Source organism: Paenibacillus lacisediminis (genome assembly GCF_046567315.2).
Window position 1 is genome coordinate 460905 of record NZ_JBKIAX020000002.1, and the last position, 26767, is coordinate 487671.

At 53.3% G+C, this 26767-nt stretch carries 26 protein-coding genes; 12 read left to right on the plus strand and 14 right to left on the minus strand.

The window, feature by feature from the left end; genetic code table 11:
* Positions 1-147: 147 nt before the first annotated feature.
* A complete protein-coding gene (locus ACLD72_RS05495) occupies positions 148-1050 on the plus strand; it encodes a transposase (protein WP_458475600.1) in 903 nt (300 codons plus the stop codon).
* A gap of 570 nt (positions 1051-1620) precedes the next feature.
* Here ACLD72_RS05495 and ACLD72_RS05500 read toward each other — a convergent pair.
* Positions 1621-3423 carry a M3 family oligoendopeptidase gene (locus ACLD72_RS05500; RefSeq protein ID WP_411001832.1) on the minus strand — a complete coding sequence of 601 codons (1803 nt, stop codon included), beginning with the start codon at positions 3421-3423 and terminating at the stop codon, positions 1621-1623.
* 102 nt (positions 3424-3525) lie between these two features.
* Here ACLD72_RS05500 and ACLD72_RS05505 point away from each other — a divergent pair, with 102 nt between their 5' ends.
* Both ACLD72_RS05505 and ACLD72_RS05510 read left to right on the plus strand, forming a co-directional pair.
* Positions 3526-3750 carry a YycC family protein gene (locus ACLD72_RS05505; protein ID WP_411001831.1) on the plus strand — a complete coding sequence of 75 codons (225 nt, stop codon included), beginning with the start codon at positions 3526-3528 and terminating at the stop codon, positions 3748-3750.
* Positions 3747-3980 carry a hypothetical protein gene (locus tag ACLD72_RS05510; RefSeq protein ID WP_251591536.1) on the plus strand — a complete coding sequence of 78 codons (234 nt, stop codon included), beginning with the start codon at positions 3747-3749 and terminating at the stop codon, positions 3978-3980. The genes ACLD72_RS05505 and ACLD72_RS05510 overlap by 4 nt, the downstream gene beginning before the upstream one ends.
* 113 nt (positions 3981-4093) lie before the next feature.
* Here ACLD72_RS05510 and ACLD72_RS05515 read toward each other — a convergent pair whose 3' ends face one another.
* Together ACLD72_RS05515 and ACLD72_RS05520 are read right to left on the minus strand one after the other, a co-directional pair.
* The gene (locus ACLD72_RS05515; RefSeq protein ID WP_411001830.1) at positions 4094-4792 is read right to left on the minus strand and encodes a DUF2225 domain-containing protein; all 699 of its coding nucleotides are present in this window, start codon (positions 4790-4792) and stop codon (positions 4094-4096) included.
* 54 nt (positions 4793-4846) lie between these two features.
* Positions 4847-5224, minus strand: a complete 378-nt coding sequence (locus tag ACLD72_RS05520) for a globin domain-containing protein (RefSeq protein WP_251591538.1) — start codon at positions 5222-5224, stop codon at positions 4847-4849.
* 407 nt (positions 5225-5631) lie between these two features.
* Here ACLD72_RS05520 and ylbJ point away from each other — a divergent pair, with 407 nt between their 5' ends.
* The 3 genes from ylbJ (at position 5632) to ACLD72_RS05535 (ending at position 9263) form a co-directional block, all read left to right on the plus strand.
* Positions 5632-6858: a sporulation integral membrane protein YlbJ gene (gene ylbJ / locus ACLD72_RS05525; protein WP_411001829.1), complete on the plus strand. Its 1227-nt coding sequence runs from the start codon at positions 5632-5634 to the stop codon at positions 6856-6858.
* Between the two features lie 82 nt (positions 6859-6940).
* Positions 6941-7744 (plus strand): NAD kinase, encoded by an 804-nt coding sequence (locus tag ACLD72_RS05530; protein WP_411001847.1) that lies wholly within the window; start codon positions 6941-6943, stop codon positions 7742-7744.
* Positions 7745-7790: 46 nt separating this feature from the next.
* Positions 7791-9263 (plus strand): S41 family peptidase, encoded by a 1473-nt coding sequence (locus ACLD72_RS05535; RefSeq protein ID WP_411001828.1) that lies wholly within the window; start codon positions 7791-7793, stop codon positions 9261-9263.
* A 106-nt stretch (positions 9264-9369) separates the two neighbouring features.
* Here ACLD72_RS05535 and ACLD72_RS05540 read toward each other — a convergent pair whose 3' ends face one another.
* From ACLD72_RS05540 to ACLD72_RS05550, 3 genes are read right to left on the minus strand one after another with little or no spacing between them, the layout of a single operon-like run.
* The gene (locus tag ACLD72_RS05540) at positions 9370-11358 is read right to left on the minus strand and encodes a fructose-specific PTS transporter subunit EIIC (protein ID WP_411001827.1); all 1989 of its coding nucleotides are present in this window, start codon (positions 11356-11358) and stop codon (positions 9370-9372) included.
* A gap of 50 nt (positions 11359-11408) precedes the next feature.
* Positions 11409-12323 (minus strand): 1-phosphofructokinase, encoded by a 915-nt coding sequence (pfkB, locus tag ACLD72_RS05545; RefSeq protein WP_411001826.1) that lies wholly within the window; start codon positions 12321-12323, stop codon positions 11409-11411.
* Between the two features lie 2 nt (positions 12324-12325).
* Positions 12326-13072 (minus strand): DeoR/GlpR family DNA-binding transcription regulator, encoded by a 747-nt coding sequence (locus tag ACLD72_RS05550; RefSeq protein ID WP_411001846.1) that lies wholly within the window; start codon positions 13070-13072, stop codon positions 12326-12328.
* Positions 13073-13267: 195 nt separating this feature from the next.
* On the opposite strand from ACLD72_RS05550, the gene ACLD72_RS05555 reads away from it, so the two are divergent.
* Positions 13268-13555 (plus strand): hypothetical protein, encoded by a 288-nt coding sequence (locus ACLD72_RS05555; protein ID WP_411001825.1) that lies wholly within the window; start codon positions 13268-13270, stop codon positions 13553-13555.
* A gap of 238 nt (positions 13556-13793) precedes the next feature.
* Here ACLD72_RS05555 and ACLD72_RS05560 read toward each other — a convergent pair whose 3' ends face one another.
* Together ACLD72_RS05560 and ACLD72_RS05565 are read right to left on the minus strand one after the other, a co-directional pair.
* The gene (locus ACLD72_RS05560; RefSeq protein ID WP_411001824.1) at positions 13794-15533 is read right to left on the minus strand and encodes a sensor histidine kinase; all 1740 of its coding nucleotides are present in this window, start codon (positions 15531-15533) and stop codon (positions 13794-13796) included.
* The gene (locus ACLD72_RS05565) at positions 15530-16264 is read right to left on the minus strand and encodes a response regulator transcription factor (RefSeq protein WP_411001845.1); all 735 of its coding nucleotides are present in this window, start codon (positions 16262-16264) and stop codon (positions 15530-15532) included. Before ACLD72_RS05565 ends, ACLD72_RS05560 begins: the two co-directional genes overlap by 4 nt.
* A 555-nt stretch (positions 16265-16819) precedes the next feature.
* Here ACLD72_RS05565 and ACLD72_RS05570 point away from each other — a divergent pair.
* The 3 genes from ACLD72_RS05570 to ACLD72_RS05580 all read left to right on the plus strand — a co-directional run bounded on the left by ACLD72_RS05570 (position 16820) and on the right by ACLD72_RS05580 (position 18582).
* On the plus strand, positions 16820-17479 hold the full coding sequence (locus ACLD72_RS05570; RefSeq protein ID WP_458475603.1) for a CPBP family intramembrane glutamic endopeptidase: 660 nt from the start codon (positions 16820-16822) through the stop codon (positions 17477-17479).
* 103 nt (positions 17480-17582) lie between these two features.
* Positions 17583-17894 carry a YbjQ family protein gene (locus tag ACLD72_RS05575; protein ID WP_411001822.1) on the plus strand — a complete coding sequence of 104 codons (312 nt, stop codon included), beginning with the start codon at positions 17583-17585 and terminating at the stop codon, positions 17892-17894.
* Positions 17895-18123: 229 nt separating this feature from the next.
* Positions 18124-18582 (plus strand): SRPBCC domain-containing protein, encoded by a 459-nt coding sequence (locus ACLD72_RS05580; RefSeq protein ID WP_411001821.1) that lies wholly within the window; start codon positions 18124-18126, stop codon positions 18580-18582.
* A 222-nt stretch (positions 18583-18804) separates the two neighbouring features.
* On the opposite strand, the gene ACLD72_RS05585 is transcribed toward ACLD72_RS05580, so the two are convergent.
* From ACLD72_RS05585 to lipA, 3 genes are all read right to left on the minus strand, one after another.
* Positions 18805-19080, minus strand: a complete 276-nt coding sequence (locus ACLD72_RS05585) for a hypothetical protein (protein ID WP_411001820.1) — start codon at positions 19078-19080, stop codon at positions 18805-18807.
* Between the two features lie 146 nt (positions 19081-19226).
* On the minus strand, positions 19227-19541 hold the full coding sequence (locus ACLD72_RS05590) for a YutD family protein (RefSeq protein WP_251591554.1): 315 nt from the start codon (positions 19539-19541) through the stop codon (positions 19227-19229).
* Positions 19542-19569: 28 nt separating this feature from the next.
* Complete coding sequence (gene lipA / locus ACLD72_RS05595; RefSeq protein ID WP_251591556.1) at positions 19570-20469, minus strand: lipoyl synthase; 900 nt, start codon at positions 20467-20469, stop codon at positions 19570-19572.
* Positions 20470-20669: 200 nt separating this feature from the next.
* On the opposite strand from lipA, the gene ACLD72_RS05600 reads away from it, so the two are divergent.
* On the plus strand, positions 20670-21683 hold the full coding sequence (locus ACLD72_RS05600; RefSeq protein ID WP_411001844.1) for a M23 family metallopeptidase: 1014 nt from the start codon (positions 20670-20672) through the stop codon (positions 21681-21683).
* 33 nt (positions 21684-21716) lie between these two features.
* On the opposite strand, the gene yunB is transcribed toward ACLD72_RS05600, so the two are convergent.
* Positions 21717-22589 carry a sporulation protein YunB gene (gene yunB, locus ACLD72_RS05605; RefSeq protein WP_251591558.1) on the minus strand — a complete coding sequence of 291 codons (873 nt, stop codon included), beginning with the start codon at positions 22587-22589 and terminating at the stop codon, positions 21717-21719.
* A 205-nt stretch (positions 22590-22794) separates the two neighbouring features.
* Here yunB and ACLD72_RS05610 point away from each other — a divergent pair, with 205 nt between their 5' ends.
* On the plus strand, positions 22795-23154 hold the full coding sequence (locus ACLD72_RS05610; protein WP_411001819.1) for a hypothetical protein: 360 nt from the start codon (positions 22795-22797) through the stop codon (positions 23152-23154).
* Positions 23155-23196: 42 nt separating this feature from the next.
* Here ACLD72_RS05610 and ACLD72_RS05615 read toward each other — a convergent pair whose 3' ends face one another.
* Both ACLD72_RS05615 and ACLD72_RS05620 read right to left on the minus strand, forming a co-directional pair.
* Positions 23197-25419 carry an ATP-dependent helicase gene (locus tag ACLD72_RS05615; RefSeq protein ID WP_411001818.1) on the minus strand — a complete coding sequence of 741 codons (2223 nt, stop codon included), beginning with the start codon at positions 25417-25419 and terminating at the stop codon, positions 23197-23199.
* A 552-nt stretch (positions 25420-25971) separates the two neighbouring features.
* Positions 25972-26763 (minus strand): TrmH family RNA methyltransferase, encoded by a 792-nt coding sequence (locus ACLD72_RS05620; RefSeq protein ID WP_411001817.1) that lies wholly within the window; start codon positions 26761-26763, stop codon positions 25972-25974.
* Positions 26764-26767: the final 4 nt, after the last annotated feature.

Sequence of the window (26767 nt, forward strand, 5' to 3'; positions counted from 1 at the left end):
CAACAAAAGAGAGAAGAAAAAATAAAAAGATGAGGAAAAAAATGAGGCGGTTCAGGAGATTTTTGGCTTGATAAGAGAACGTACGTTTGGTATAATGAAATAAATGGAACTTATGTTCGTGAATTCTTGATTTGGGGGCGAGCAAACATGGAGATCAATGCGGGAACGGAACTTCAGCCATTCACCAGCCGTTATAACAGCGAGCAGGCCTGCATGGAGGCGCTGATCGCGATGAAGTGGCCAAACGGCTTCGTCTGTCCGCGCTGCGCTCACACCCGGTGCAGTCGTTTGACCTCTCGGAATATCCCCTTATTCGAGTGCGGAAAGTGCAAGCATCAAACGTCGGCTTTGGTCGGCACGATTTTTGAACGAACGCATCTGCCCCTGCTCAAGTGGTTCGAGGCCCTGGATTTGTTCCTGCTTGAGGGCGGCATCTCGGCGCTGCGGCTGAGCCAGGTGATCCGGGTCACCTACAAAACCGCCTGGTTGATGCTGCACAAAATACGCCATGCCGTCGGGGAATTCGATGCCCGGGAGCTGCTCAGCGGAGACGTGAAGGTGAACAGCGATCTGTATGGGCGTAACCCGTCCCGGTGTGAGCTTTCGCATCCATATGCCACGGCGGTCGTAGCGGGATGCACGGTGACGGAATCGGGCGAGCCGAAGCAGGTCAAAATCCGCCTGGTGCCACATAAGAGAGGAGACGGGAAAAGAGTAAACCGTCACGAACTCGCCGCTTTCATCAACGGGCATGTGGATGTTCGCACATCGGCGGTACAGTCATTCCCTCTAGCCTTTCGTCTGTATGCACCCTTGCGGAAAGTAGTGAGAGAGGCGTGGGAATCGCTGAAGAGTACATATATGGCCTTGGGACTGAAGCATCTGCAGGCGTACCTAAACGAATATACCGGACGCCGCCGGCTGCGCATGCCCGGAGCGGAAGAAACGATGCGGCAGAAGTTGCTGTACATGTGTGTGGCGATTCCGGCGATCCCTTACCGCCGGCTGATCGCGCGCCAACCGAACCAGCCCCTTGCGGCTGCGGCCTGATCGAGACGCTGGAACGGCGGGGGGAGTTTGACGAAGATCAACTTAATGGATAGGGGTTAGCTTAATGCGGATCAACTTGATTGGAGTGAGTTAGCATGAACGGTGTGGACGTTGCTGCAAACGGAAAGGTTCAGGCTACAGCAAAATCACGGTCTTTTCGTTTCCCTCGCGTCTTGTCCTTGATCTCTTGTCTCGATGTCTTTGTCTTGATCTCTTTGTCTTGATCTCTTTGTCTTGATCCCTTGTCCAATCTGTTTCACCTCCCCTAAACCTGATTCCTTCTCCTAAACCCGTCTAAATTATTTCGAGCCTATCTGTTTCTCCACCAAATATTTTCTTCTCCCGAGCTTGTCTGTTTCTCTGCTACCCTGATCAAACGGGATAATCGTGCAAAGCGTCCGGACAGCAAGTGTTGATCTGCCGCCCACCCCAAGAAAACAATACATAACAATGAAAAACACCTCTTCTGTCTGATCGTAGAAGCTCTTCTGACGTTTCTTGGTTGCGCCATGGCCACAAAAAAAGCGGGACCCTCACCGTCACCAAAGACGGGGGACCCGCTCACACCTTTTATTTGGTCAATTCCAGGAACGCATCAACGTCAGCCACGGATAACGCCATCGCTTCACGCCAGAAATCCGGCTTGGTCAAGTCAACCTGCAGATGTTTGGCGGCCAGCTCCTCAACCGTCATCCGGCCCGTATCCCGCAGCAGCGCATCGTATTTTTCCGAGAACGCCTTACCTTCCCGCTGCGCCATCGCATAGATGCCGGTGCTGAACATGTAGCCGAAGGTATACGGGAAATTATAGAACGGCACGTCCGTGATGTAAAAATGCAGCTTGGAAGCCCAGAAATGCGGGTGATAGTTGCCCAGCGCCCCGCGGTACGCTTCCCGCTGCGCTTCCTCCATCAGCTCCGACAATTCGCCGGCGTCCAGCAAGCCTTGCCGGCGTTTCGCATAAAAGCGCGTTTCGAACAGGAAGCGGGCATGAATGTTCATGTAGAAGGCGATGGATCTCTGGATTTGGTCGGCCAGCAGCACAATTTTCTGTTCCTTGCTTGCCGCGTTTTTCACCAGAGCGTCCGACACGATCATTTCCGCAAAGGTCGAAGCGGTTTCCGCGACATTCATCGCGTAATCCTGGTTGAATACCGGCAGCTCCTCCATCAAATACTGATGATAGGCGTGACCAAGCTCATGAGCCAGCGTCGACACATTCGAAACCGTTCCCCCAAACGTCATGAAAATCCGCGTTTGCTTGCTGACCGGAAGCGCGGTACAGAAACCACCCGGCCGCTTCCCGGAACGGTCTTCCGCTTCGATCCAACGCTTGCGGAACGCCTCGGCCGCAAATTCGGCCAATTTCGGGCTAAAGCCGCCGAACTGCTTGACGATATCTTGCGCGGCTTGGTCGTAAGTAATTTCTTCCGACACTTTACCGAGCGGCGCGTCCACATCGGCCCAGTTCAGCTTTTCGAGTCCAAGCAGCTTCGCTTTCCGCTCTAAATAAGCAACGAATTTCGGCTTGTTCTCCTCAATGACCTGCCACATCGCATCCAGCGTCGCCCCCGACATGCGATTGATCGCCAGCGGCTCCTTCAGGATATCGTCCCAGCCTCTCTTTTCGTACAGCTTCAAACGGAAACCCGCCAGCCGGTTCAAAGTGTCCGCGCAGTAATCGGCGGAATTGCCCCAGGCTTCTTCCCAGCTGGCAAATACCCGCTCCCGGACGCTGCGGTCCGGATCATCCAACTTATTGGCCGCTTGGCCTACGGACAGCATCTTCACCTCGCCGCCTTGCTCCTGGAACGGCACGTTTACTTTGGCGACGATCGTATCGTAATGCTGTCCCCAGCCATGATAACCGTCAATGGCTAGATCCGAAGCCAGGCTCTCCAGCTCGGGCGGCAGCTTCTCGCGGGCTTCACTGCGTTTTTCGCTGAGCACAAAGGAAATCGGCGCAATCTTATCGCGTTTTATCCAGCCTTCCCATACCTCGTTGTTCGTCATGCGCAGCACGTTCCAGAACAGGGTCATCACATTGTTGTACGCAGCCCGGAGCGCTGTTACTTTGGCGTCCAGTTGAACCGCCTTCTTGTCATGCTGATCCTGAGCCGTCAAACAGGCTACAAAGCTACCAGCTTCCATCAGTTTGGCGGAGGCCGCCTGCAGCCCTTCAATGATTTCGTCAAAAGCTGCCGTGTCCTGTAGCGAGGCCGGAGCGCTCAGCTCCTTGATCGCTGAATGGTAACTGGCAATATTGCGTTCCAGTGTCTCAAGAAATTCACGGAATGCTGCTGAAGAAGAACCTCCCGGGAAAATCGAGTTAAGCTCCCAAGTCGGATCAAGGGGTCCAGTGAATAATGTCATGGATATTGTCTCATCCTTTCTTCAATCGTTTATTATTGATGCCAAAGCAGGCTAAAAAGTATGCTATTATATAGCTACCAGTTTAACAGGAGGGATATTCATATGAAGCCGCTACAAATTTCACCAGACACCGCCGTTAAATTAGCAGCGAAATTAAAGGTGCCGCTCGAGCACCTGATGCATATGCCGCAGCACATTTTACTCCAAAAGATCGCCGAGCTCGCCAAGGAAGAAGCCGGAAGCAAAACGGCCGAAGCCGGCGCGGAGCCTTCTGCGTCCGAAGCGGCGGGGGAAACGAAACCCGGGGATCCGCGGCAGAGCTCATGATTCCGTTTAATCGAACTTTGCCTTATGATGTGGTCATGGGAGATGTGTATGTACAGGATTGTCCTTTTTGCGGCGCCAGCAATGTGCTGCTACCGTTAAAACCGCGCGACCTCAAAACCATACGCGAAGGCAAAAAAAGGCTGCTGGTGTTCCCCTGCTGCGGAAACAAGGTGCATGTGCTGGATTGCGACAACGACTACTTGCTCACCGACACGGTGTTAAGGCGCTAAACCCGCAAAACTGCCGCGCATATCGCTCATCGCTGCAATTAGGGCCGTTCATTGCATGAACGGCCCTTTAAGTTTTGATCTGGCAGGCATCCCGGTCCCTTAGGCCTCCGGCGTTAACTTTGCATTTCCTCCGGAAGCTCATGCCCGGCGCCAAGCATTTCCTCGCGCAGCACCGCCCACTGCTCCCGCGATGCCCGGATCATAGCAGCATCCATAATCTTTTTGTCGTTGATGACGCGGCTGAACCATTTGACGGCATCGTGGTAATTGCCGATGCGGCGGTTCAACTCGCCGATCAAATACATCAGCCGGGCGTCGCTGCCTCCCACGCCCTCGGTTTCGTATACGCGAACGTAAGATTCCAGCGAATATTGCAGGAATCGCTTCTCCTGCGGTTCGTTGCTCTGGTAACGGTACAGCCAGGCAATATGATGCAGGAGACTGGCGATAATCCGCTCTTTCTCCCCGATCGTTTGCGCGCACAGCAATCCAAGCTTATACGTTTCCAGGGCGGCAGCCCAATCGCGGTGCCCGCCGTAATCCCGTTTGGCGAACTTGCTGCCGATCGCTTCCTGAAACAGGGCCCGCTGCTTGTCGTTCAGTCTGTCCGTGGAGTTCTCAGTAGAAGCAAATCCGCAGGAAGGGCAGACCCTGACGACGTAATAATCGGGATTCTCCTTCTGAAAATATCCGCAAAAATCGCTATCCGTCCGCACGGCCCGCTTAAAGCTGGGCCGGACGCGCGACGTCGAAAATTCATGTTCGCAGTAAGCACAGGTGATTTTGATCTGATAAAGAGGTTCAAGTTCCAATTCTACAACTTCCTTTCCAAAAGTCCGCCTTCGGCGCATATCCGGCGTCTTGTTCTAAGGTGTGTTTACGAAATGGAAAGCGGGGCCGGAAAGGCGGTCAAGCACGAATCCGCGCAGCGGCTCCTCAATTCCGATCTCCTCCAGGGCGGCTCGCATGCAGGCCAGCCAGGCTTCAGCCCGCTCCCTTGTCACTGGAAACGGCATATGCCGCGCCCGCATCATCGGGTGGCCAAACGCATCGGAATACAGAGGCGGTCCGCCGAAAAACTGTGTCAAAAACATATACTGCTTCTCCATGACCGGCGTAATATCCTCCGGGAACAACGGTCCAAGCAGCGGATCTTGTTGCACCCGGGGATAAAAAGCCTCCACAAGCCGCTTTAGCGTAGGGCCGCCGCCAAGATTATCATAGATGCTTAAGGTTGGGTCCATATACTCACCGCCTGCTTTTCAACTCCTTATATTATAGCAAAAAAAAATAAAAGCTCCTATCGGAGCTTCTGCGTGTAGGTCATACAACATCAAAACGGTTAATAGCTGCTCCAGTCCTCTTCACCGGAATGGACGAGAGAGGCGCGGATAACGTACACAAAAGCGCATACGAGAACACCTGCAACAATGCTCATTATTATCACTCCATCCACAAAATTTTACTTCTGCGAGGTCCATGATCGTAATTTAAGCTGGTACTAAAGTTTCAATTTTATCATCTAAATTTATTCTAGCATAAAAATGCCGAAAGATCAGTATTTGTCGCGGCCGCTTGCTTTAATTTTTTGTGCTGTTTGTCCCACAAAATACATAAACTTCACTATGATTCGATGTGGAGGCGCGTTACTATGGTCATAAAACGAATGGTTGCCTTTCTTCTGCTCATGTCCGCCGCGGTCTTGGCCGTGCTGATGCTTTGCTATCCGGAACAGTCCTGGCAAGCCGGTATTCGCGGACTGGCAATTTGGTGGGATGTGCTGTTTCCGTCGCTGTTCCCGTTTTTTGTGATCTCGGAAATCATGCTTGGATTCGGGATTGTGCACTTTTTGGGCAAGCTGCTCGACCCGCTGATGAAGCCGCTTTTTCGCATTCCCGGCAGCGGCGGCTTTGCGCTGGCTATGGGATTCGCGTCCGGCTATCCCGTCAGCGCCAAGCTTGCCGCCAAACTGCGCGAGCAGCGCCTCGTCACCCGCGAGGAGGGCGAGCGCCTGGTCGCCTTTACCACCTCCTCCGACCCGATCTTTCTGATCGGCGCCGTCTCGGTCGGTTTCTTCGGCAACCCGAAGCTGGCCGGGGCGATCGCGCTTGCCCACTACGGCGGAGCGCTGCTGATCGGGGGAATCATGCGGTTTTACCGGGCGAGCGCGCCGGCAACCGAAGCTCGCGCCGCCGCGGCTTCCTCCCGGCGCTTCAGTTTGAAGCAGGCGATGCAGGCGATGCACCAGGCCCGGATCAGCGACGGGCGGAGCATCGGCGAACTGCTGCGCCAGGCTGTCGTCTCGTCCCTGCAGCTCATGACCGTCGTCGGCGGCTTGGTCGTATTCTTCTCCGTCATCCTGGAGATTTTGACCGCCTCCGGCGGCATGAGCGTCCTCTATGCCGTCCTGCGCTGGCTGCTGCCCGCGGTTGGGCTCCCCCCGGAGCTGGCCGAGGCGATCGTTGGCGGCCTGTTTGAAGTTACGCTCGGCGCCAAGTCTTCTGCGGCCCCCGAAGGCATCCCGCTGATGTACAAAGCGGCGGCAGCGGCTTTTATTTTATCCTGGGGCGGGCTTTCGGTGCATGCCCAAGTGGCCAGCATCTTAAACGGCAGCGATCTGCGTTACCTGCCGTTCCTGTTTGCCCGCTTTCTTCACGGCCTCATAGCGGCCGCTTTGCTGCTCCTGATCTGGGAGCCCGTCATGGGCGCGGCGCCGGCCTTCGGCCTGTTTTCGCCCGCGGAAGCCGCCCAGCTTCACGGCTGGCATTCGGTTCCGGCGGCGCTCCGGCTGGCGCTTGCAATGATCTTCACGCTGATTATTTTGTCTGTCCTGTCGAGAATCATTCATCGCTGGCTTACAAAGCCACGGAACCAGTAGATCGAGCCGGAATGAAACGTTGTGTTCTGCCCGGGAATTGATTATGATCTTTACAAAAGGAACTTCAAAGGAGCTTGCCATCTTGAGATATTATGTGCTTGACCGTGGCGACCAGTTATCTGCCGATTTAAGCGAGTCTTTTCGTAAGCTGGCTGCCCAGCAAGGTCTGCAGCTCGACGCCAAATCCCCGGAAGTCGTCGTATCTATCGGAGGAGACGGCACGATGCTGCACGCCTTTCACACGTTTATCGATCAGATTCCATCCATCGCTTTTGTCGGAATTCATACCGGGCATCTCGGTTTCTACGCGGACTGGAAGGCCGACGAGATTCCCGAGCTCGTTGGAATGATGGGCGGACACGCGAACTCCGGATTCCCCAAGCCCCGGATGGTTCAATATCCGCTGATCGAACTGGAGATTCAAAAAAAGTCGGGAACCACCTCCTACATATGCCTGAACGAATTCACGCTAAAAGGCGTGGACGGCACCGTTGTCGCCCAGGTGGACATCAACGACCAAATGTTCGAGATGTTCCGGGGGGACGGCATTTGCGTTTCTACGCCGTGCGGGAGCACCGCCTATAACAAAAGTCTGGGCGGAGCCATGATTCACCCGTCGATCGAAGCCCTGCAAATCACCGAAATCGCCTCGATCAACAACCGGGTGTTCCGGACGATGGGATCGCCGCTCGTGTTGCCGAAACATCATCATTGCGACATTTATTCCAAAAAAGAACAAAACCTGCTGCTTACGGTCGACCACGTCAACCTGCCTATGAACGATCTGATTTCCGTACGCTGCCGGGTGGCCGAACAGAAAGTCAGCTTTGTGCGCTATCGTCCGTATCCTTTTTGGGATCGCGTACGCACCGCCTTTTTAGGCTGATTCTTGGGACAAGACTCCACAATATTTTGTAAAGGACGAACGCAATATGAAGAAGAACCATTTCCGCAAGTACGCCATCATCCCGCTGTTAGCGTTGTCGCTGTTAGGATTGCCACAGGCGGCCGGCGCTGCGGAAAGCAGCGCTGTAGCTAACGAAGCAAGCGAAGCGGCGGAAAATTCCGATCTGGTCGTACTTGAAGAAGTGCTGGACCTGTTGGATGCGTACAATATCGAAGGGGTGGAAAGAGAGCAGGTTCTGGAAAATGCCATCCGGGGCGCAGTTTATTCGCTTGACGACCCGTACAGCGATTATTTCACCGAGGAAGAGCTGCAAAGCTTTGAAGAAGGCCTAAACCAGGAATATGTCGGCATTGGCGCCACACTCCGCTACACGGAAGGCAAACTGTACATTACCGATGTACTGGAAGGCTCCCCGGCGGCAACTGCCGGCCTGAAGCAAAGCGACATCATCACTCTGGTCGACGGGAAGGCCGTGACTGGCGGCGAAGACATCGCCCGGATTCAAGGGCAGGAGAACACGATCGTAAATATTACGGTGAGCCGAAACGGGCAAAAGCTGAATTTTCCGATCAAACGGGCGCATTTCTCCATGCCTTCCGTGACCGGAATGCTGATTCCTTCCAGCAAGGTCGGTTATATCGCGATTTCTTCCTTTTCCGAGAACGCGGATGACGAGTTCGCCGCCGAATTAAGCGGCCTTCGCAAACAAGGAATTGGGGCGCTGGTGCTCGATTTGCGGGATAATCTCGGCGGCTATGTGGATGCGGCCGCAAACATCGCCAAGCTTTTCATGAAGGATGGCGTGCTGATGTACACGGCGGATCAAAGCGGGACGCTTCAGCCGTATACGATCAAGGGCGGTGAAAATATCGGGATGCCCGTCATCGTGCTCGTCAACGAGATGACGGCCAGCGCTTCGGAGATTTTAACGGGCGCTCTGCGCGACAACGGGATCGCCAAGGTCGTCGGCACGCAAACCTACGGTAAAGCGCGTATCCAGAAACTTTTCAACTTATCGAACGGCGGCTCGCTCAAATTAACCGTTCAGCGTTACCTCACGCCAAAACAGGAGGATTTCAACCACGTCGGTCTCAAGCCGGACATCGAAGTAAACAACAGTGCGGCGGCCCAGTTGATCACCGGTTTGTATCAAGCCGGAGTGCGAAAAATCGAACTGAGCGGAAGCCCGGCTTCCCTGACGATTAACGGCGCCTCTTTCGCCGGGTTTGTCGACGTAACAGAGAACGGCGGAAAAATATACGTCCCGGCGCGAATCCTGGCGGCGCTTGTGAAAGGCGAACCGGCCTGGAACGCCGGCGCGCAGAAGTTGACGATTACGGACAGCAGCGGCAGGACGATCGGTTTCTCCGCAGCATCCAAAAGCGTCAAAGTCGTCTATGGCGAATCTTATGTGGAATTGCACGGCTTCCAGCAAAAATACCCGGCTCTGGTATGGAGCTACAAGCAAGGTACTCTGCAATTATCCGTTAAATCCTAAATTTCAGATGCAAAACGCCTGCGGACTTTTACCGTTCCGCAGGCGTTTTTTCGTTTGCTGGATATGCCCTAAGACAATCCCTTTCACTATAACATTATTATCCGTTTCACTTCGCCGCCAAAGCTTTCTTCCATACCCCGAGAACGAGCGCGGAAACGACCGAGCCAAGCAGCACCGCCAGCAGGAACAGCAGGGCATGGTTGGCAAGAACGGCGACGAAAATACCGCCGTGCGGCGCAGGAACATTGATTTGCCACAGCTGCGTCAGACCGCCTGCAATCGCCGAACCGAGAATACAGGAGGTCAGGACGCGCAGCGGATCGGAAGCGGCAAACGGAATGGCGCCTTCCGTAATAAAGGAGAGGCCAAGCACGTAGTTCGTTACCCCAGACTTACGCTCTTGTTCGGTAAATTTGCCTTTAAAAAATGTCGTGGCCAAAGCGATCGCCAGCGGCGGAACCATCCCGCCGGCCATAACGGCCGCCATCATCGCCCCGTTGGTATTCCCGCTCGACGTGAACACCCCGATCGCGAAGGCGTAAGCGGCTTTGTTGAAAGGACCGCCCATATCGATGGCCATCATGCCGCCAAGAATAAGGCCGAGAATCACCATGTTTCCGGTGCCCAGGTGATTCAGCACATCGATCAGACCCGTGTTAATCCAACTGAAGATCGGATCGACAATGTAGAACATGATGGAGCCGGTGATCAAAAGGCCAAATATCGGATACAGCAGGATAGGCTTAAGTCCATCCAGCGTTTTCGGCAGCCCGGCAAAAACCTTACGCAGCAAGATAACGACATACCCGGCCAGGAAACCTGCCGCAAGCCCGCCAAGGAAGCCGGCGTTGGCGTTGACAGCCATCAGGCCGCCGACCATCCCGGGCATCAGGGCCGGGCGGTCGCCGATGCTGAGCGCGATGAAGCCGGCCAGAATCGGAATCAGGAAATGGAACGCTCCGTTTCCGCCGCCGATCGTTTGCAGCAGTTGGAACAGCGGGCTGTTCTCCCCGGCCACCTGCTCGATCAGGAACGAAACGGCAAGCAAAATCCCGCCGCCGACAACAAAGGGCAGCATATGGGAAATCCCGTTCATCAAATCTTTGTAAATTTTGCTGCCTCCGCTCCGGCCTTCGTTTCCGTTTTCCGCAGCTTTGGCGCCTTGGCCGCGGTAGATCGGCGCATCGCCGTTCACCGCTTTACGGATCAGTTCCTCGGGCTTGCGGATGCCGTCGCTGACCGGTCTTTGCAGAAGCGGCTTCCCTTCGAACCGGGCCATCTCCACATTTTTGTCCGCCGCTACGATAACGCCTTGGGCGCGGCGGATTTCATCGGCGGTAAGCACATTTTGCGCGCCCTCCGAGCCGTTGGTTTCCACGCGGATGGCTACCCCCATCTCGCGGGCTTTTTTCTTCAGCGCGTCTTCGGCCATGAACGTATGCGCAATCCCCGTTGGGCATGCGGTAACAGCGACGACAAACGGCTCCTCGTCCGCCGGACCTCCGGCGCTTACAGCTGCTGGTGCTTCCTGCTTCGCTGCATCCCCGCTGGTCCCGTTCGCGTTCGCACTCGTGCTGCTCGCCTTTTTCGCGCTTGCGTCCGCCCCTGCCGCGCCTTCCGCCTGTTTAGCCGCTTCTTCCTCGGCTTGTCTGGCGTCAAACAGCACCGTTACTTCGTCCGGCGTCTTCGCTTCCTTCAACTTAGCGATGAAGTCGCTGTCAATCAGCAGCCGCGAGAGCGCGGCGAGCGTGCGCAGATGGGTATTTCCCGCCCCTTCCGGAGCGGCGATCATAAAGAACAAATAAGCAGGCTCACCGTCCAGGGCGTCGTAATCAACCCCTTGGCCGCTTTTGCCGAATACGACGGTCGGCTCGTTCACCGCGGCGGTTTTGGCATGAGGCATGGCAATTCCCCCGCCGATCCCGGTGCTCGCCTGCTCCTCGCGTTTCAGAATCGCTTCCTTAAATTTCGCCGAGTCGTTGATTCTGCCGCTGGCCGCGAGGCTGGCGATCAGCTCGTCGATCGCCGCCTCTTTGCTGGACGCCCGCAAATCCATAATCATTGTTTCTTTGATCATCAAGTCTGTAATTCTCATGATACTCACTCCCTAGAAAGGTTGTTCAAAAAGTTCGCTTTTGAAGATATCTAAAACCAACGGGAAATTTTCACCTGCGGCCGCAGCTGATCGATCCGCTCCCGCGTTGCCAAGTCATCGGAAAACGCCGTTGCGCTTCCCGAAGCGACGCCCGTGCGGAAGGCTTCAAGAGCGTCTCCTCCCAGCGCAAGCGTGCCGACGAATCCGGCAACCATCGAATCCCCGGCTCCGACCGAGTTCCGGACTTGGCCGGACGGAACGTTCGCGTAGTAAACTTCCTCTCCGGTGATGAAGAAAGCTCCGTCGCCCGCCATCGATATCAGAACGTGGCGCGGGCCCTCATGAAGCAGCTTTCGGCCGTAAGCGACAATCTGTTCCTTCGATTCAAGCGTTACGCCAAACAAATCGGCCAATTCATGATGATTCGGTTTGATCAGCAGCGGCCGGTTGCCAAGCGCCTGTTTTAACGGCTCTCCGGTCGTGTCGATGATAAAATCGGCGCCGGTCTCCGCGCAAACACCGATGATCCGCTGATAGAAATCGGCAGCGAGCGACGAAGGGATACTGCCGGACAGAACCACAACATCATTTTGCCTTAACGCCGACAGCTTACGCATCAAAGCTTCCTCTTCCTCCGGATGAATCTTTGGCCCTTGGCCGTTGATTTCCGTCTCCTGCCCATGCTTCAACTTGATGTTAATCCGCGTATCGTCCGCGACATGTACAAAATCGGTGCGAACCGCTTCCTCACGCAGCAGATCTTCAATATGGCGGCCGGTAAATCCGCCAAGGAAGCCAAGCGCCGTATTCTCGGCGCCAAGCCGGTTCAGCACACGCGACACGTTGATTCCTTTCCCTCCGGGGAGCTTTAAATCCCGGCTCATCCGGTTCAAACCGCCCAGCTTCAAATCCTCCACTTCCACGACATAATCGATGGAAGGGTTAAGCGTTACAGTATAGATCATGGTTATCCCTCGATTACTTTAGTTTTCTCGGTGATTGGTCCGCGCCAAGCGTCGGGCAGCGACTCGGTGATTAGAATCGCTTCCTCCAAATCAAACAATTTAGCGAAAGTGATGTCTCCGATTTTGCTGGAGTCGGCCAACACGTAGGTGCGTCCGGACAGCTGATGAGCCCGCCTTTTTATAATGGCCTCTTCCGGATCAGGCGTTGTATACCCCATTCCCGCGTCAACTCCGTTCGTCCCCAGAAAACACTTGTCAAACCGGAAATTGTCCAGGTTTTGCAGCGCCATGCTGCCGATCACGGCTTTAGTATGCATCTTCATCATCCCGCCCAATAAATAGCTTCTGATGTTCTTGCTGACGAGCGCTTCGACATGTGACAAACCGTTCGTAACAACCGTGACATCTTTGGCTTCAATAAAAGGGATCATCGCCAGCGTCGTCGTTCCGGCGTCCAGATAGATGCATTCCCCGTCCACAAGCTGTTCGGCCGCCAGACGAGCGATAGTATTTTTTTGCTGAACGTTTTTGGACGTTTTCTCCTCAATACCCGGCTCCCAGCTCTTCTGATTGACCAACGTGGCGCCCCCGTGGACCCGCTTGAGCAGATTCCGGTTTTCAAGATCGACAAGATCGCGGCGAACGGTAGATTCCGAAGCATCCAGCAGCTCTACCAACTCCTGAAGCTTCACAACGCCCTGTTCCTGTAAGCGCTTGATAATCAAATCGTATCTTTCTTCTGTAAGCATTTTCATCACCTATCCGTTTCCTATAGTATCACAAAATCAGTAAAAATCAATCAAATTATCTCACAAACATTCAATTTCATTCAGCCTCTGTCATAAACACTTCACATTAGCAAAGCGAATCATCGGAGCAAATGGGAGTCCAAACGAAAACATTGCTTTCAACCCTGGCGGCAATTTATCGATTCCGTCAATCCGGTGGCTGCTGCGCTGCTGGCGAAAATGGGCTACACCAAGGGAGAAGAGCGAAAAATACGCCTGGAGTATTTACGGATGATTTTACGGCTGCAAGGAAAGTTGGATGATGCGCGAATGGCCTTGATCATGTCGGTGGCGGATCAGTATTTCAATGCCGATCCCGAGCAAGACAAGCGGTTGCTGGAAGAGTTGAAAGAACAATACCCGGAGGAAGGTGAGTTTATTATGAAACTGATGCCCGCGTGGAAGCTTTGGGGGGACGAGGAAGGTTTGGAAAAGGGCAATTAGAGGGATTTTTAGAAAAGTCTTGTTATCGCTAAGGTTGGGCGACAGACCACGGTTTCGTTCCATAATTACGGTAGGAACGGGGTGCAAGTTGGGCTTCACCGTCAATTCCATTTTCGCCGCCAGTGGTGAACATTATTTTGTATCGATAAAGAAACCGGCCGCGGCACTTTCTATGCTTACGGCGGTAACTGGAATTGCAGTATGTCCAATACTATAAGAATGCTTCCCATCCAAATGCTCAGCAGGGCAAGAGGATCTCAATTTTCGTGCCTTGCCACACTTTGGATTGCACCTGGATTTCGCCGCCGTGCGCTTCCACGATGGTTTTGGCGATGCTCATCCCGAGCCCGGAGCCGTCCGTCGATTCCTCGGTATTCGTTCCCCGGTAGTAGCGATTGAACAAATGATGCAGCGTTTCCTCGTCCATCCCTTTACCATTATCGATTACCCGTATGCAAGCCTTGTCGTTGACCCTGCCAAGAGAGACGGTGATGGTCGCGTCCGGCGGATTATGCTTCACAGCGTTGGACAGCAAATTGTCCATCAGCCGCTGCAACCAAGTTACATCCGCCTGTATCAGCAAGGGACGCTCCTCCCCAATGTAGTGAAACTGATACTCAGACATCGTGGCGTCGTTGACATACTTCAGCACGGAGCAGCGTACCAGTTCTACCAAGTCTATCTCCCGAAGCTCCATGATCGAATCGCCCTGCTTGAGCTGATGAATCAAAGAAAAGTCGGAAATCAGCTCAAGCATATAATCCCCCTTTTCCCGGATCGTCGCGCCCATGATCCGCATTTCCTCTTGGCTCCATTGCTCAGGCAACTTCTCCAGCATATACCCATAGCCTTGAATCGTGGCCAGGGGCGTGCGCAGATCATGGGAGATCCCTGACATCCAATCCGCTTGCTCCTTCTCCAGCCTCTCGCGTTCCTTCTCGGTTTGAGCCAATTGATGAGTCATTTGATAGAAGGATTGAATGACTTCCTGATAGAGCCTGTAGCGGATTCGCATTGTGCCGTTGCGGCGGAATACCTTGCGCTTGTCCTTGGCGGTCAGCACCTCGTCGTACTGGCCTTTGCCCATTCGTTCGAACCAGCCTGCGAACAGAATCAGTGGCCGGCCATAGCGGTAGCCATGCCAGATGGAGATCGGCAGCGCCAAGAGCAGGATCAGACCTGCAAACCAGACGAGTCCACGCGTTGCCGATTCCATTACAGGATGCTTCAGAGGGGTTCCCGCTGCATGGGTCTTATAGACGATCCAGGTCATTCCGGTCTGCTTGTCCCGATGGGTGACAATATTCGCGTCATAGTTGCCGGGAGACTGCTGGATGGCCAGGATATCCAGCAGTCGATACGCCTTCTGTACGTATGCTCCATCGCCGATACCTTGTACGATATGGCTCTCGGGATCGATCACCTGCAGATAGCTGCCGGTTTCGCGCAGCCGCTGGTCCAAGAGGGGAACCGCTTCACTACGCACAATGCCATGCTGTCCGTAAGCGTCGAACCAGGCCACGAGCTGGTCAAGGTCAGGATTTTGGTAGCCCAGCATATATAGAAGCGGGTCCTGGAAAGAAAAATTCAACTGAGTGTGTACGGCATACGGCCCAAACGTCCGTGTCTCTTGAATATCGAGCAGTTGAGCGATGGAGTAGGAGGCCGGTAGCGCAGGATGTGGAGTTGTATTGACGGTGTAGACTACCTCTCCTTCTGCACTGACAACCTGCAGCCACATTCCTTTCTCCTCGATGAGCTTGTCCCACTCGGGGGAGATCTGAATCGTCCCGCCTTTGTAATGAGCTTCTTGAGCGATCTGTTGCAGGACGCCAACCGGAAAGTTCCGGCGTATCTCATTACTCGTCATGTTCTGGAAAAACATGATGCAGGCAACCAGGGTAATGGCCACAATCACCAGAGCATAGAAGATCAATTGATACGTGAAGTGGAATGCCATGCGCCGCTGGATCTTCATCGTTCCTGCGGCTCCTTCACCAGCTTGTAGCCGAGCCCGCGTACGGTAAGCAGCAGCTTCGGATTGCCGGGATCGATCTCGATCCGCTCCCGGATGCGCCGGATATGCACCATCACGGTCGAATCATCTCCCTGTCCGTTGATCCCCCAAACCTTGTCGTAGAGCTGTGTTTTGGAAAATACGATTCCGGGATACTTGCAGAAGTGCAGCAGCAGCTGGAAGACCTGTGCGGGGCAAGGAACGGGCTGTCCCTCCACAGTCAGCTCGCCCTCCGCCTCGTTGACGGTGAAGCGGCCGAACCGGTAAACCCCTGGATCGGGCCGCTTCGCTGGACTGGACGTCGAGGCCTCCGTCTCCAGTCGGCGTATGCGCGCTTGAATTCTTGCGGCCACCTCCAGGGGATTGAAAGGCTTCGTGATATAATCGTCCCCGCCTATGGCGAAGCCTCGCAGGACATCGAGATCGGATGCCTTGGCCGTCAGAAACAGTATATGCGGGTTCCCGTATTCGCGGAGCTTGGAGCAGAGCTCTAGTCCGCTGCCGTCGGGGAGCATAATGTCGAGCAGGACGATATCGGGGACTACGCGCTGTGCTAGGTGGAGAGCCTCCGCACAAGTGGAAGCCGCGTGCAGCTGATGAAACCCTTCCCTGCGAAGCACCATTTGCAGCATGGTGACAATCGAAGGCTCGTCGTCGACGATGGCGATTTTAATATCGGATAGACTTGTCATCATTTTCACCCTATTCCATAGTAGCATACTCACATTAACAGAACCTAAACGGCAGGAGAAAAATTAAGCTGTTGTTTATCTAGCCGTTTAGGTTCTGTTTCATTGGGGCTGGTAGGATAGGGAATGAGCAGCCAATTCGAACATCTAGGAGGAGGGTATGAGAGTCGTCCTAAGTCGCCGCTACTGTCGTTGTACTCATGTCGTCAAGAAGCTTACAGCATTCCCGGTCACGTGAGCCCCAAAATCATTCGGGAGGTCGGCCTATGGCCATAGTCCAACCCGGACGAAGGATCATAAACGTAATGAATGATATATTACGCAATCAAATGATTAGTATGAAAAACAGATGAAAACAGAGAGCGGAAGGGGAAAGATATATGAGTAAAAACTGGTGCCAACTAGCGTTCGGGAGGCAGGCCGGGATTAGCCGCGAATTCGTGGGGAGCGCACCTGCGCGTTGTGCACTCTCAAGCGGCAAGAACTGGCCGCATCAATTGAAAACGTTGAGACCAACACTATCGGAGGCTGGAAATGAGTAGCCCTTCCACATCGACTATGCCCCAAGCCCGACCTGGCTGGCCAGAGACCCTAACTGCACTGGGTCTCTATCTGATCGGCATTGTTATGCTCGGTCTTTGGATGACGCAAATCCCTGACGAGCAAGCCATCTTGCGAATTAACATCGGAGGTGTAGGCAATGGTCTCGTTGGCCTCGCCGCCTTGTTCGCAGCCTACGCCCTGCGAGTTCGCGATCTGCGCGCTTTCGGTTTCCGGGTGACCGAACGGAAATGGCTGCTTGTGGGAGCCGCCCTCGGTGTTGTCGCGTTCGGCGGATGCTTCGTTATAGAGGGGGTGTATTTTCACTTCATCACCGAGCCGAACAACCAAGCGGACTTCCAGGCGGCGGCGAAAGGCGGCGCGCGCTCACTCTTTGTTCTGATTATCACTGGCGCCATCCTCACGCCGCTCGGCGAGGAGTTTGTATTCCGTGGCGTTATTGCCAATGCGCTGAACCGTTACGGAGCATGGCCCGGCGTGGTCGGCAGCGCTGCGATCTTCGGCGTCGTTCATGGATTCAACGTCATCCTGTTCGACGCATTCATGGTCGGCATCCTGACGGGCATACTGTTCCGTAAGACGGATTCCATCTGGCCCGGGGTCGTGGTGCATATCGTGTATAACGGCCTCAACCTTCTCTACTATTCTACGCTATAGATCTAATTTCATGAGACATCCGAAAAAGGTCGGTTGAGGCCTGAAGCGGAAAACAGCAACAAGCGTATCTCCATATAGCCAGGCTAATTGAGGAGGATAATTTATGATTATGACCACTACATCAACTATTGAAGGTTCCCCGATCTTGCAGTATCTGGGCATTGCCACCGGTGAAGTCATTATGGGAGCCAACGTGTTCAAAGACTTTAAGGCTTCGATTACCGACCTCGTAGGGGGGCGCTCGCGCGCTTACGAAGGCAAGCTTCAAGAAGCGAGAGACGCAGCATTTGCTGAGATGACCCAGAAAGCTTCGGGGATGGGAGCTAGTGGAATTGTAGGAATCGACATTGATTACGAAGTCATTCGCGATGGCATGCTGATGGTCGCTGTAAGCGGGACGGCTGTGATTGTATAAGCCACCTAGCCGGGGGCCATAAGTCCGACCAATAACTTAACTAAAAGAGATTAGTTATCTTGGTAAACCAACCACGATGCGCTTCCGGGAGAGCCGATTAGAAGTATTATTTGTGAGCAGGATGGCCGGACAATCGCCCAGTTACTTAAAAACCATAATGGCCAGCTGGTTGTTGCCAATCCAACGATCGGCTTAACCTCGCTTCAATGAATTGGAGGGTAAAACGAAAATGGAAAACAAACCCGGGCATATACATCGGATAGCAATTAAAGCAAAGCCGGAACAAGTATGGCAGGCAATTACGGATCCGGCCAAAACCTCGAAGTTTTGGTTTAATTGCGCCATCCAGGCCTCCTGGGAGGTCGGATCGCCATTCGAACTATGGAATGGAGAAGAGAAAAAAGCCGAGGGCACCATTCTTGAGATTACCCTTCCCCGTAAACTCGTAATGAGCTGGCGCTTTATTTCATTCACAAGCACGGAAAACGACATGACGTCCCGCATCACATGGGAAATCGATTCGCACGAAGAGCTTCAAGGCGTGTCGCTCGTAACCGTTATACACGATGAATTCGAACAGGCTCCCGGCACTGCAAAGATTCTTGAAAACGGACTGCCGATCGTCATTTCGGGATTAAAAACTTTGCTGGAAACCGGTGAAATGCTAGGGAGTATCTTCAAAGCTTAAGCGAGCCAGATCAGAGCGGAAGCCAGTTTTGAAAAAAGCGACAAACCTACACGCTAAATTATTGTAGCGGGTAGCAAGTCGACGGTTATGTTTCAACTTGTTGAACAAGCACTTTACGCTCACCGTGGGAAAATAGGGGGACGATAGTGCCGGCATATCCGCTGCGCGGCGGTTCACGGTGTGACAGTTTCGTGGCGTGCCGCTTCACAGGTGGAAGGCTTGTTATCTTTCCGGATAGCCGTAAATTTTACCGCTATTTGTCCGTTTTTCTCCAGCCTCATACAAATAGCGGTAAAAAACGGCTCTATTTCCCCAAGTCCCTCGGAAAAACGGCCATTGATCCGTCTCGCCAGGAAAATAACGCCCAAAAGTTCCGCTATTTTCACCGGCTTCCTCAAGTTTTAGGAAATAACGCCCTTTTTTACCGCTATTTTTCGAACGTTCACACCCCGCACGCGTGTTTAGCAGCCCGTTGTAATCAGCTAGGCTGTTTAACAACTAGGCTGCCTAAAGCAGCCTGTACTTGGCAGCAGCCCGTGTTTGGAGCCCGTGACCGTGTCTACCAGCCCGTGTCTACCAGCCCGTGTCTACCAGCCCGTGTCGAGCAGCCAGCTGTTTACCAGCCAGCCGCTAGGCCCAGGCGGCTATTTGCCGCCCGCTTGCCCCGCTTCCGCATGATTATGATTGTCCTTGACCTTCTGGAGCACGAAATAGGCGCAGCCAAAATTGCAATATTCGTTAATATAGTCCGTAATCCCGGAAAAGGCGGTATCCCGGTTCGCTTTCGGATGATTGTCCCGCAGGAAACCTTTCAGGCGGAGCTTCTCGTACCCCCAATCCCCGATAATGTAATCGTAACGGTCCAAAACCTCGCTGTATCTTTGCTTGAAGGCTTCAGGGTCCCAGGCGTTTCTATAGTTCTGAATCAGTTCGTAGGTTCTTCCGCCGATTTGAATCAAGGGTGTTTCCTCCTTAAATCAGCTTAAATTAGGATGATGTTGGAACGCCTTCTTCCTTACGGCTTTTGGCCGATTTCACTTGCTCATGCGCATGATAGGAGCTGCGGACCAGCGGTCCGGATTCGACGTGGCTGAATCCCCGCTTCATTCCCTCTTCCTTCAAAGCCGCAAATTGTTCGGGCGTATAATATTTTTCTACCCGCAAATGCTGAGGGGTAGGCTGCAAATATTGGCCAATCGTCAAAATATCGCAATCGACGGCGCGCAGATCGTCCATCGCCTGCAGGATTTCTTCCCATTCCTCGCCGACGCCGAGCATGATGCTCGATTTCGTCGGGATATCCGGCTTCATTGCTTTGGCACGCTGCAGCAGTTCGAGGGAACGGCGGTATTTCGCCTTTGCCCGTACCCGGTCGGACAACCGCTCCACCGTTTCAATGTTGTGATTGAGGATGTCCGGCTTCGCTTCCATGACGATGCGAAGCGCCTCCTCATCCCCCTGAAAATCGGGAATCAGCACTTCCACGCTGCAAAAAGGCAAGCGCGCGCGAATCGCCGCGATGGTCCCGGCAAAAATGCCGGCCCCGCCGTCGCGCAGATCGTCGCGGGCCACGCTGGTGACGACGCAGTGGCGCAGATTCATCTTCTCGGCCGCTTCGGCCACCCGCTCCGGCTCCTGCAGATCGAGCTCGGTAGGCATGCCGGTGTTCACCGCGCAGAAACGGCAAGCCCGGGTGCAAATATCTCCCAAAATCATAAACGTTGCAGTACGGTTCGCCCAGCATTCATATATGTTCGGACACCGCGCTTCCTCGCACACGGTATGTAACGTTTTGGAACGCATCATGTTTTTAATGTCCTGGTAATTATCGCCGGTTGTCAGCTTGATTCGGATCCAATCCGGTTTAGGTTGGAGTTGTTTAGCCAAAGCAACAGACCTTCTTTCTCTTGATATAAGCCGTAGCGGTCTTTATTATACCATGAATCGGCTGGAAAAACCTAAACCTACTTACGAAATGGAATAAAAACACAGCATTTGCCTCAAGCTAAGAGACGTTCAGCAAACCCGTAAGGAGGAATAATCACGTGAAGTCTCATCCGCTCCCCTGCAGCAAATATATTCGATGCATGATTTGCGCGGCGATCCTTTCGTCTTTGTGGACGATTCCCGGATTTGGAGCCGCTTATGCCGAAGCGCCGGGCACGACTGCCGGCGGTTCCGCCAAAAACGTGTATGAGATGCGCCGCAGCCTCTACGAAGAAATGGAAATCCTGACCCAAATCCCCTGGTACTGGCTGGCAGCGGTGGACCAATATGAACGCACCGTCACGCCGCGAAAAAAACAGCAGGAAGAAGATCGCCTGACCGGAATTCGCTTTAAGGAAGCTTTTTGGGCCGGGCTGCTTAACCCGGATTCGGCAGACCGGAACCCGGCGACGATCGGATTGTTCGGGGGTATTGGCAAAGACGCGACGTCCGACGGCGCCGCCGACCCCAAAAACGACCGGGACGCTTTGTTCACCATGGCTTCTTATTTGCTTGGCTACGGCTACAGTGAGGACGATTTTCGCATCGCCTTATGGCGGTATTATCAGAGCGATTCGGCCGTGGAGCGGATCCGGCAGTTCGCCAAGCTGTACAAAACGTTAGGGAAGCTGGACCTGTCGGACAGCGCCTTTCCGCTGCCGCTTCACAGCACCTATACATACCGCGATACCTGGGGAGACCGGCGGGGCTGGGGAGGCGTTCGGATTCACGAAGGCACCGACCTGTTTGCCCCGATGGGCCTGACCGTCCGCAGCGTCTGTTACGGCATCATTGAAACGAAGGGCTGGAACCCTTACGGCGGATGGCGGATCGGAATCCGCGATATTTACAACCGCTATCATTACTACGCACACCTGCAAGGGTATGCAAAAGGGGTTGAAGTCGGACATATCGTCGAGCCGGGGCAAACCATCGGTTGGGTGGGCAGCAGCGGTTACGGGCCGCCCGGAACGTCGGGCAAATTTCCTCCCCATCTCCATTACGGCATCTACCGCGATACGGGCAGCGCGGACTGGGCGTTTGATCCTTATCCTTTACTCAAAAAATGGGAACACGCCGAAGCGTCGAAAAAAAATAAAAGGGCCGGCTCCTAAACGAGGAGCGGCCCTTTTTCTTCCAGATTCAAATCAGTGAGAAGATGCGTTATTACCTGCGTTCTGGCCCGTATTTTCCGCCGGTTCCTGAGGAGCGTCCGGCTCATCCGAATCAGCTTCGGGCACCGCATCATTCCCCGGCCCGGAGTTCAGTCCGTCCGGCAGCTGCTGTTCCAGCTTCTCCTCCGTTCCCGGCAGCGACGGCAAAGCGATATTCGGCGCGTTTGCCTGACTTTCTCCGACCGGATTCCCTTTGCTGTCATAATAATACATCGGGACATCTCCAACGACGAGCAAATAAGACACCGGGATTTCCGTTTCCACAATCTGCGATTGCATATCGAAGGGAACAACAACGGCCAGTTCCGTCTTTACCCGCAAAAACACCTCCACCAGGATCATGTTGATTCCCGCATCCTGCCGGCGCGTGTTCAGGTCCACCTTGACGTCGCCTTTCGGTTCGATTTTAATGGGAATACTGGGCCCAAACGAGGCGAGAATGGGACTTCCCAGCGCCTGGCCGAGAGGAATATGTTCCGACAGCCTGGACACGTCTTCCACCGTACGTCTCACCGTCTGGATCGTCTCGGACGTAACCTTCATATGCGCGGAATAATTCAGCATAAATCCGGTGATTTTCCCGGAATCGTCGGTTTTCCAATCGATCAAGTCCTCGACCTGCTGCTCATTTGCCACCTGGGCGGCGATGGCGTCATTAATCGAATCGGTGGCAATTTGCTTTACCCGGATTTGCGCCAAGTGAATGATCGGCTCCCGCATATGCTTTTCAACATATTGAAAAAATTCAAAAACGGCAAACACGGCGATCACCAAAACGACGATCCACAGCGTCCGCCTGCTTCGCGGCCTTCTTCTCCGGCTTTTCCACCCGCGTCGTATTCGCATTGTCCAGCCCCCTTGCACTGGTAAAGCTTCTATACAAGTTATGCGGGACAGGGCAAAAAAAGAAGGACATGGAAAAAACCACCATAGGAATTAACACTTGTTTTTCCCACTCTTTTGTTTTATAGTTCTTTAGTATCACTTTTTAGTTCTTTTTTCACAGAGAACATTCATTTTGCAGCATAAACATTCAAGGGGAAATTTCATCATGAACAGCTCAAAACAACTGTACCAGGTCACTGGAGAACTACGCTTGGATCAATTGAATTTTAAAGTAATGCCCTGGAAACTGCTAATCGAAACGAACCGTTACTATGAAATCAAACCAGTCAACGGCCCCGTAAAGAGGCTGTATAAGGAAAAGCTGAACATAGCGGTTCATGAAACGAAATCTTATTGCGACGGTACCCTGACGGTATCCGGGTTTTCTATGGAAGAACATATCGAGGAGATGCAGCGGATGATCGTGAACCAGCTCGAATCGATAATCCGTAAATATTTGCAGGACCTTGAGTTGAATCAAAAAGCGCTTCAGCTCAAGCCCGCCACCGCAAAGGCCCGCGTCTGAAGGCACCGCTTCCGGATAAATGAGGGCTGCTTCCGCCAAAGATCAGGCCGGCTCCAGCAGCCCCATTTCCAGACAAATCTCTATGGATAATTCTTTTTCCCTTGCAGCAAAACGAATGTGAACCCGATCCTGATCCTCATCGATCTTGATGATCGTCCCTGGTCCGAACACCCTATGGCGAACGGACATCTCCGTAACCAGTTCCGCTTTATTCCGAATCGCCTTGGGATTAAACGGAACCCCTGCTTTGGAGCTGTTCCCCATGTCATTTTTCCGAGTACTTTTTTTCCGGTCCTCCGGCTTTTCTTCCTTTGGCGGGTTTATGATGTCCCTGACGGCCGTTACAAACCGCGATTCTTCCGCTTTTTCACCATCCCTGTTTCGGTAAGCGATCAGCTCAAGGCGCTTTTTCGCCCGGGTCATGCCCACATAGAACAAGCGGACGGCTTCCTCCATCAGCTCCAAATCATCCGCGCCGAGATCATCGGAAGAGGGAATGACGCCTTCCACGAGGTCAATCATGTATACCCGTTCAAACTCAAGTCCCTTAGCGCTATGAAACGTTGAAAAAGTCACGGCGTTCTGATCTTTTCTAAATTTGGCGTGCTTTAACACGGATTCCAGATGCTTAAGCCGATCGGCGAACGCCTCCATCGTATCCAGCCCGTCCGCAATTTCTTCCAACGTGTTCAAAATACCGATCAGATATTCTTTACGAAAACCAAGCCGTTTGCAGGTCTTTTCCAGCGCCTTCTCATATCCCAAACGATCCCGGATGACACGAATGGCCGGCCGCGGGGGCATCCCTTTCATTTGCTGGAAGGTTTCCTTGCTCTCCATCAATGGCTTGACCTGATAATCCTGCAAAGGGACATGCCGCAGCAAATTGTCAAAAACCGACTCATTATTGTCGAGCCGCTTTAACGCAGCCATCTGCTGCTTGCTGATATACCCGTTCAATTTCAGGTGGAGCCTCTCCAGAATGTCCGCCCGTTTATCGGTGAACGTCATCCGCATAAAGTTTAAAATATCTTCAACGACCCAATGCGAGAAAAAACGCTGATCCGCATCCTTCATATAAAAAGGAATACCCGCCCGGTCAAACTCATTCATGAGAGCAATGGATGACGAGTTGTTGCGGTAAAGCACGGCGATTTCGGCGAGATTTTCGCACTTTTGAATCTCCCGCACGAGATATTTCGACTGATCCCGGTAATCCGCAAAACTTCTAATCTTGATCGGCTTGTCCGGCGGGTTCTCCGTGAACATATTTTTGTCATAGCGGTTTTTATTCCGTTTGATAAACTGATTTGCAACGGCAACAATATCCTGCGAGGAACGGTAATTTTGCTCCATGAACAAAGTGGCGGCATCCGGATATACTTGCTTGAAGTCCAGCAGGTAAGCCGGCTCCGCGCCGCGCCAGCTGTAGATGGACTGGTCATCGTCGGCGACAACGCATAAATTGCCGTGTTTCCGGACCAGCTTCTCGATAATGGCATGTTGAACCGGGGAAGTGTCCTGGCTTTCATCCGTTAACACGTATTGAAAACGTTCCTGATACCGCCGCAGCAGTTCCGTATCCTCCCGCAAAACCTCGTTTCCTATCGAAAGCATATCGTCAAAGTCAACCAGCAGCTCGTCAAAACCCGTCTTTTTCAACCTCTCGTATTCATGCAAAATCCGTTCCGCTTCGGGAACTTCCACCCGCACTGAAGACCATTCTTCAGGAGGAATCATTTTGTTTTTGATGTAGCTGATGTAGGTGGTCAATTCATCCATTTGGTCTTCGGTGATTTTCTCGCCAACGATGGAATCGAACAAATTCCGCAAAATGGCTTTTTTGTGCAGCGGCGGATGATGCGGGTCGTGCTTTCCTTCTTCCTCCGCATCCAAATGGCCCTCGATGATTCGAAAAGCGGTTTTCGTTTTCCGAAAATATTCCCGCATCACTTCAAAAGCAAAGCTGTGAATCGTCGAAAAATCAACGGGCGCAAGATAAGGAAAAAACCGCTTGAACCGCTCCTTCATATCGTTCGCCGACGCCCGGCTGAAGGTAACTGCCTTGATGCGGCGGGGATCCACGTTCTTCTCTTCAATGAGATAACCGATCCGCATAATCATCGTCGTCGTTTTGCCCGACCCGGGCGAAGCCAGCAAAAGCAACGGCCCTTCCGTATGGAGCACCGCCCGCTTCTGCACCTCATTTAGTTCCACGCCTATTTCTTGTTTTTTTCGATTAAAAAATGCATCCGGATTGCCCATTACCGCTTCTTCCCTTTCATTTCACCGTGCGTACAATATACTCCTATTATATCGCAATCTATCTTAACAAATAACAGCCGGGCAGCAGATTCGCAAGATTCGATACAATGTTCTGATGGGATTTTTCCAATAGAATTGGAAATTAGTTGGCAAATACAGCAGTTTGATTGGATAATTTCCAATAGATTAGTTTCAGACAGAGCGCAAACGGGCGATCTGAGTGTGTTCTATTGGAATATTTCCAATGAGAGTTCAATATGGTGTTCGATATCCGGTGATCTATTGGATTTTTTCCAATGAAGGGTGAGGCGAGGAGCTTCATAATTAAGCAGACCGTATAGAATTGGAATCCATCCTATACGGTCTGCTTTTTCACGCTACGGGAGCGCTTACTTGAACTAAAATTGCAATAAAAAGGGACGCTTATGCTGGGGAACTTGCCCAGGTAAGCGTCTTTTTTATTTGCTTTATGCTTTTTATCCCGCCTATACTACTTCGCAACTAAATTATATCGCTGAACACTTATTTAGGGTTGTGGACAGAAATTTTTATTTAGCTAAAATACCGCTGCCGCATCGCCTCATGCAGCAGCACCGAAGCGGCCATCGCCACGTTCAGCGATTCCGCCTGGCCGCGCATCGGGATGAGCAGGCCGTCGTCCATCAGCTCGCGGACTTCGGCGCTAAGGCCGCCGCCTTCGCTGCCGAACAGCAGCCAGACCGGGCCGGTGAAGTCGTAGGCGTAGCAGTTCGCCGCCGCCTGCAGGCTCGTTCCGGCGAGCCGGATGCCGCGCTGCTTCGCCTGCGGCAGCACCTCCTCCAGCTTGCCGCTCACCACCGGCAAGTGAAAGATCGAGCCCATCGTGGCGCGCAGCACCTTGGGCCCGTAAATGTCGGCGCAGCCCGCGCCGACGATCACCCCGTCCGCACCGATCGCGTCGGCGCTGCGGATGATCGTGCCGACGTTGCCGGGATCCTGCACACCGTCCAGCACCACCACCAAACTCCGCTCCTTGTCCAGGAGCGGAGCAAACGCCCCGCGGTCCTTGCGGACGACCGCGAACATCGGCTGCGGCGTCTTCGTATCGCTGCATTTGCCGATCACGGCGGAGGACACGCCGATCCACTCCACATCAAGGCGCGTGGACGCTGCCGCATGCAGTTCCGCCGGGATACCGCCTTCAATATCGTAGCAGACACATTCGATATCGGCGCCCGCACGAAGCGCTTCCTGGACCAAATGAACGCCTTCGATCAAATATTTATGATGCTTGTCCCGATTTTTCTTCTCAAGCAGTCCCGCCCATTCCTTGACGCGGGGATTCTGCGGAGACAATATCTCCATACCA

Coding starts and splice junctions, on each gene's coding strand:
- ACLD72_RS05580 (WP_411001821.1), top strand. CDS start 18,124: ATGGAAAACAAACCCGGGCATATACATCGGATAGCAATTAAAGCAAAG.
- ACLD72_RS05560 (WP_411001824.1), bottom strand. CDS start 15,533: ATGAAGATCCAGCGGCGCATGGCATTCCACTTCACGTATCAATTGATC.
- ACLD72_RS05615 (WP_411001818.1), bottom strand. CDS start 25,419: ATGGGCAATCCGGATGCATTTTTTAATCGAAAAAAACAAGAAATAGGC.
- ACLD72_RS05535 (WP_411001828.1), top strand. CDS start 7,791: ATGAAGAAGAACCATTTCCGCAAGTACGCCATCATCCCGCTGTTAGCG.
- ACLD72_RS05520 (WP_251591538.1), bottom strand. CDS start 5,224: ATGGACCCAACCTTAAGCATCTATGATAATCTTGGCGGCGGCCCTACG.
- ACLD72_RS05540 (WP_411001827.1), bottom strand. CDS start 11,358: ATGAGAATTACAGACTTGATGATCAAAGAAACAATGATTATGGATTTG.
- ACLD72_RS05550 (WP_411001846.1), bottom strand. CDS start 13,072: ATGCTTACAGAAGAAAGATACGATTTGATTATCAAGCGCTTACAGGAA.
- ACLD72_RS05565 (WP_411001845.1), bottom strand. CDS start 16,264: ATGACAAGTCTATCCGATATTAAAATCGCCATCGTCGACGACGAGCCT.
- ACLD72_RS05600 (WP_411001844.1), top strand. CDS start 20,670: ATGATTTGCGCGGCGATCCTTTCGTCTTTGTGGACGATTCCCGGATTT.
- ACLD72_RS05610 (WP_411001819.1), top strand. CDS start 22,795: ATGAACAGCTCAAAACAACTGTACCAGGTCACTGGAGAACTACGCTTG.
- yunB (WP_251591558.1), bottom strand. CDS start 22,589: ATGCGAATACGACGCGGGTGGAAAAGCCGGAGAAGAAGGCCGCGAAGC.
- ACLD72_RS05505 (WP_411001831.1), top strand. CDS start 3,526: ATGAAGCCGCTACAAATTTCACCAGACACCGCCGTTAAATTAGCAGCG.
- ACLD72_RS05570 (WP_458475603.1), top strand. CDS start 16,820: ATGCCCCAAGCCCGACCTGGCTGGCCAGAGACCCTAACTGCACTGGGT.
- ACLD72_RS05500 (WP_411001832.1), bottom strand. CDS start 3,423: ATGACATTATTCACTGGACCCCTTGATCCGACTTGGGAGCTTAACTCG.
- ACLD72_RS05620 (WP_411001817.1), bottom strand. CDS start 26,763: ATGGAGATATTGTCTCCGCAGAATCCCCGCGTCAAGGAATGGGCGGGA.
- ylbJ (WP_411001829.1), top strand. CDS start 5,632: ATGGTCATAAAACGAATGGTTGCCTTTCTTCTGCTCATGTCCGCCGCG.
- pfkB (WP_411001826.1), bottom strand. CDS start 12,323: ATGATCTATACTGTAACGCTTAACCCTTCCATCGATTATGTCGTGGAA.
- ACLD72_RS05575 (WP_411001822.1), top strand. CDS start 17,583: ATGATTATGACCACTACATCAACTATTGAAGGTTCCCCGATCTTGCAG.
- ACLD72_RS05510 (WP_251591536.1), top strand. CDS start 3,747: ATGATTCCGTTTAATCGAACTTTGCCTTATGATGTGGTCATGGGAGAT.
- ACLD72_RS05495 (WP_458475600.1), top strand. CDS start 148: ATGGAGATCAATGCGGGAACGGAACTTCAGCCATTCACCAGCCGTTAT.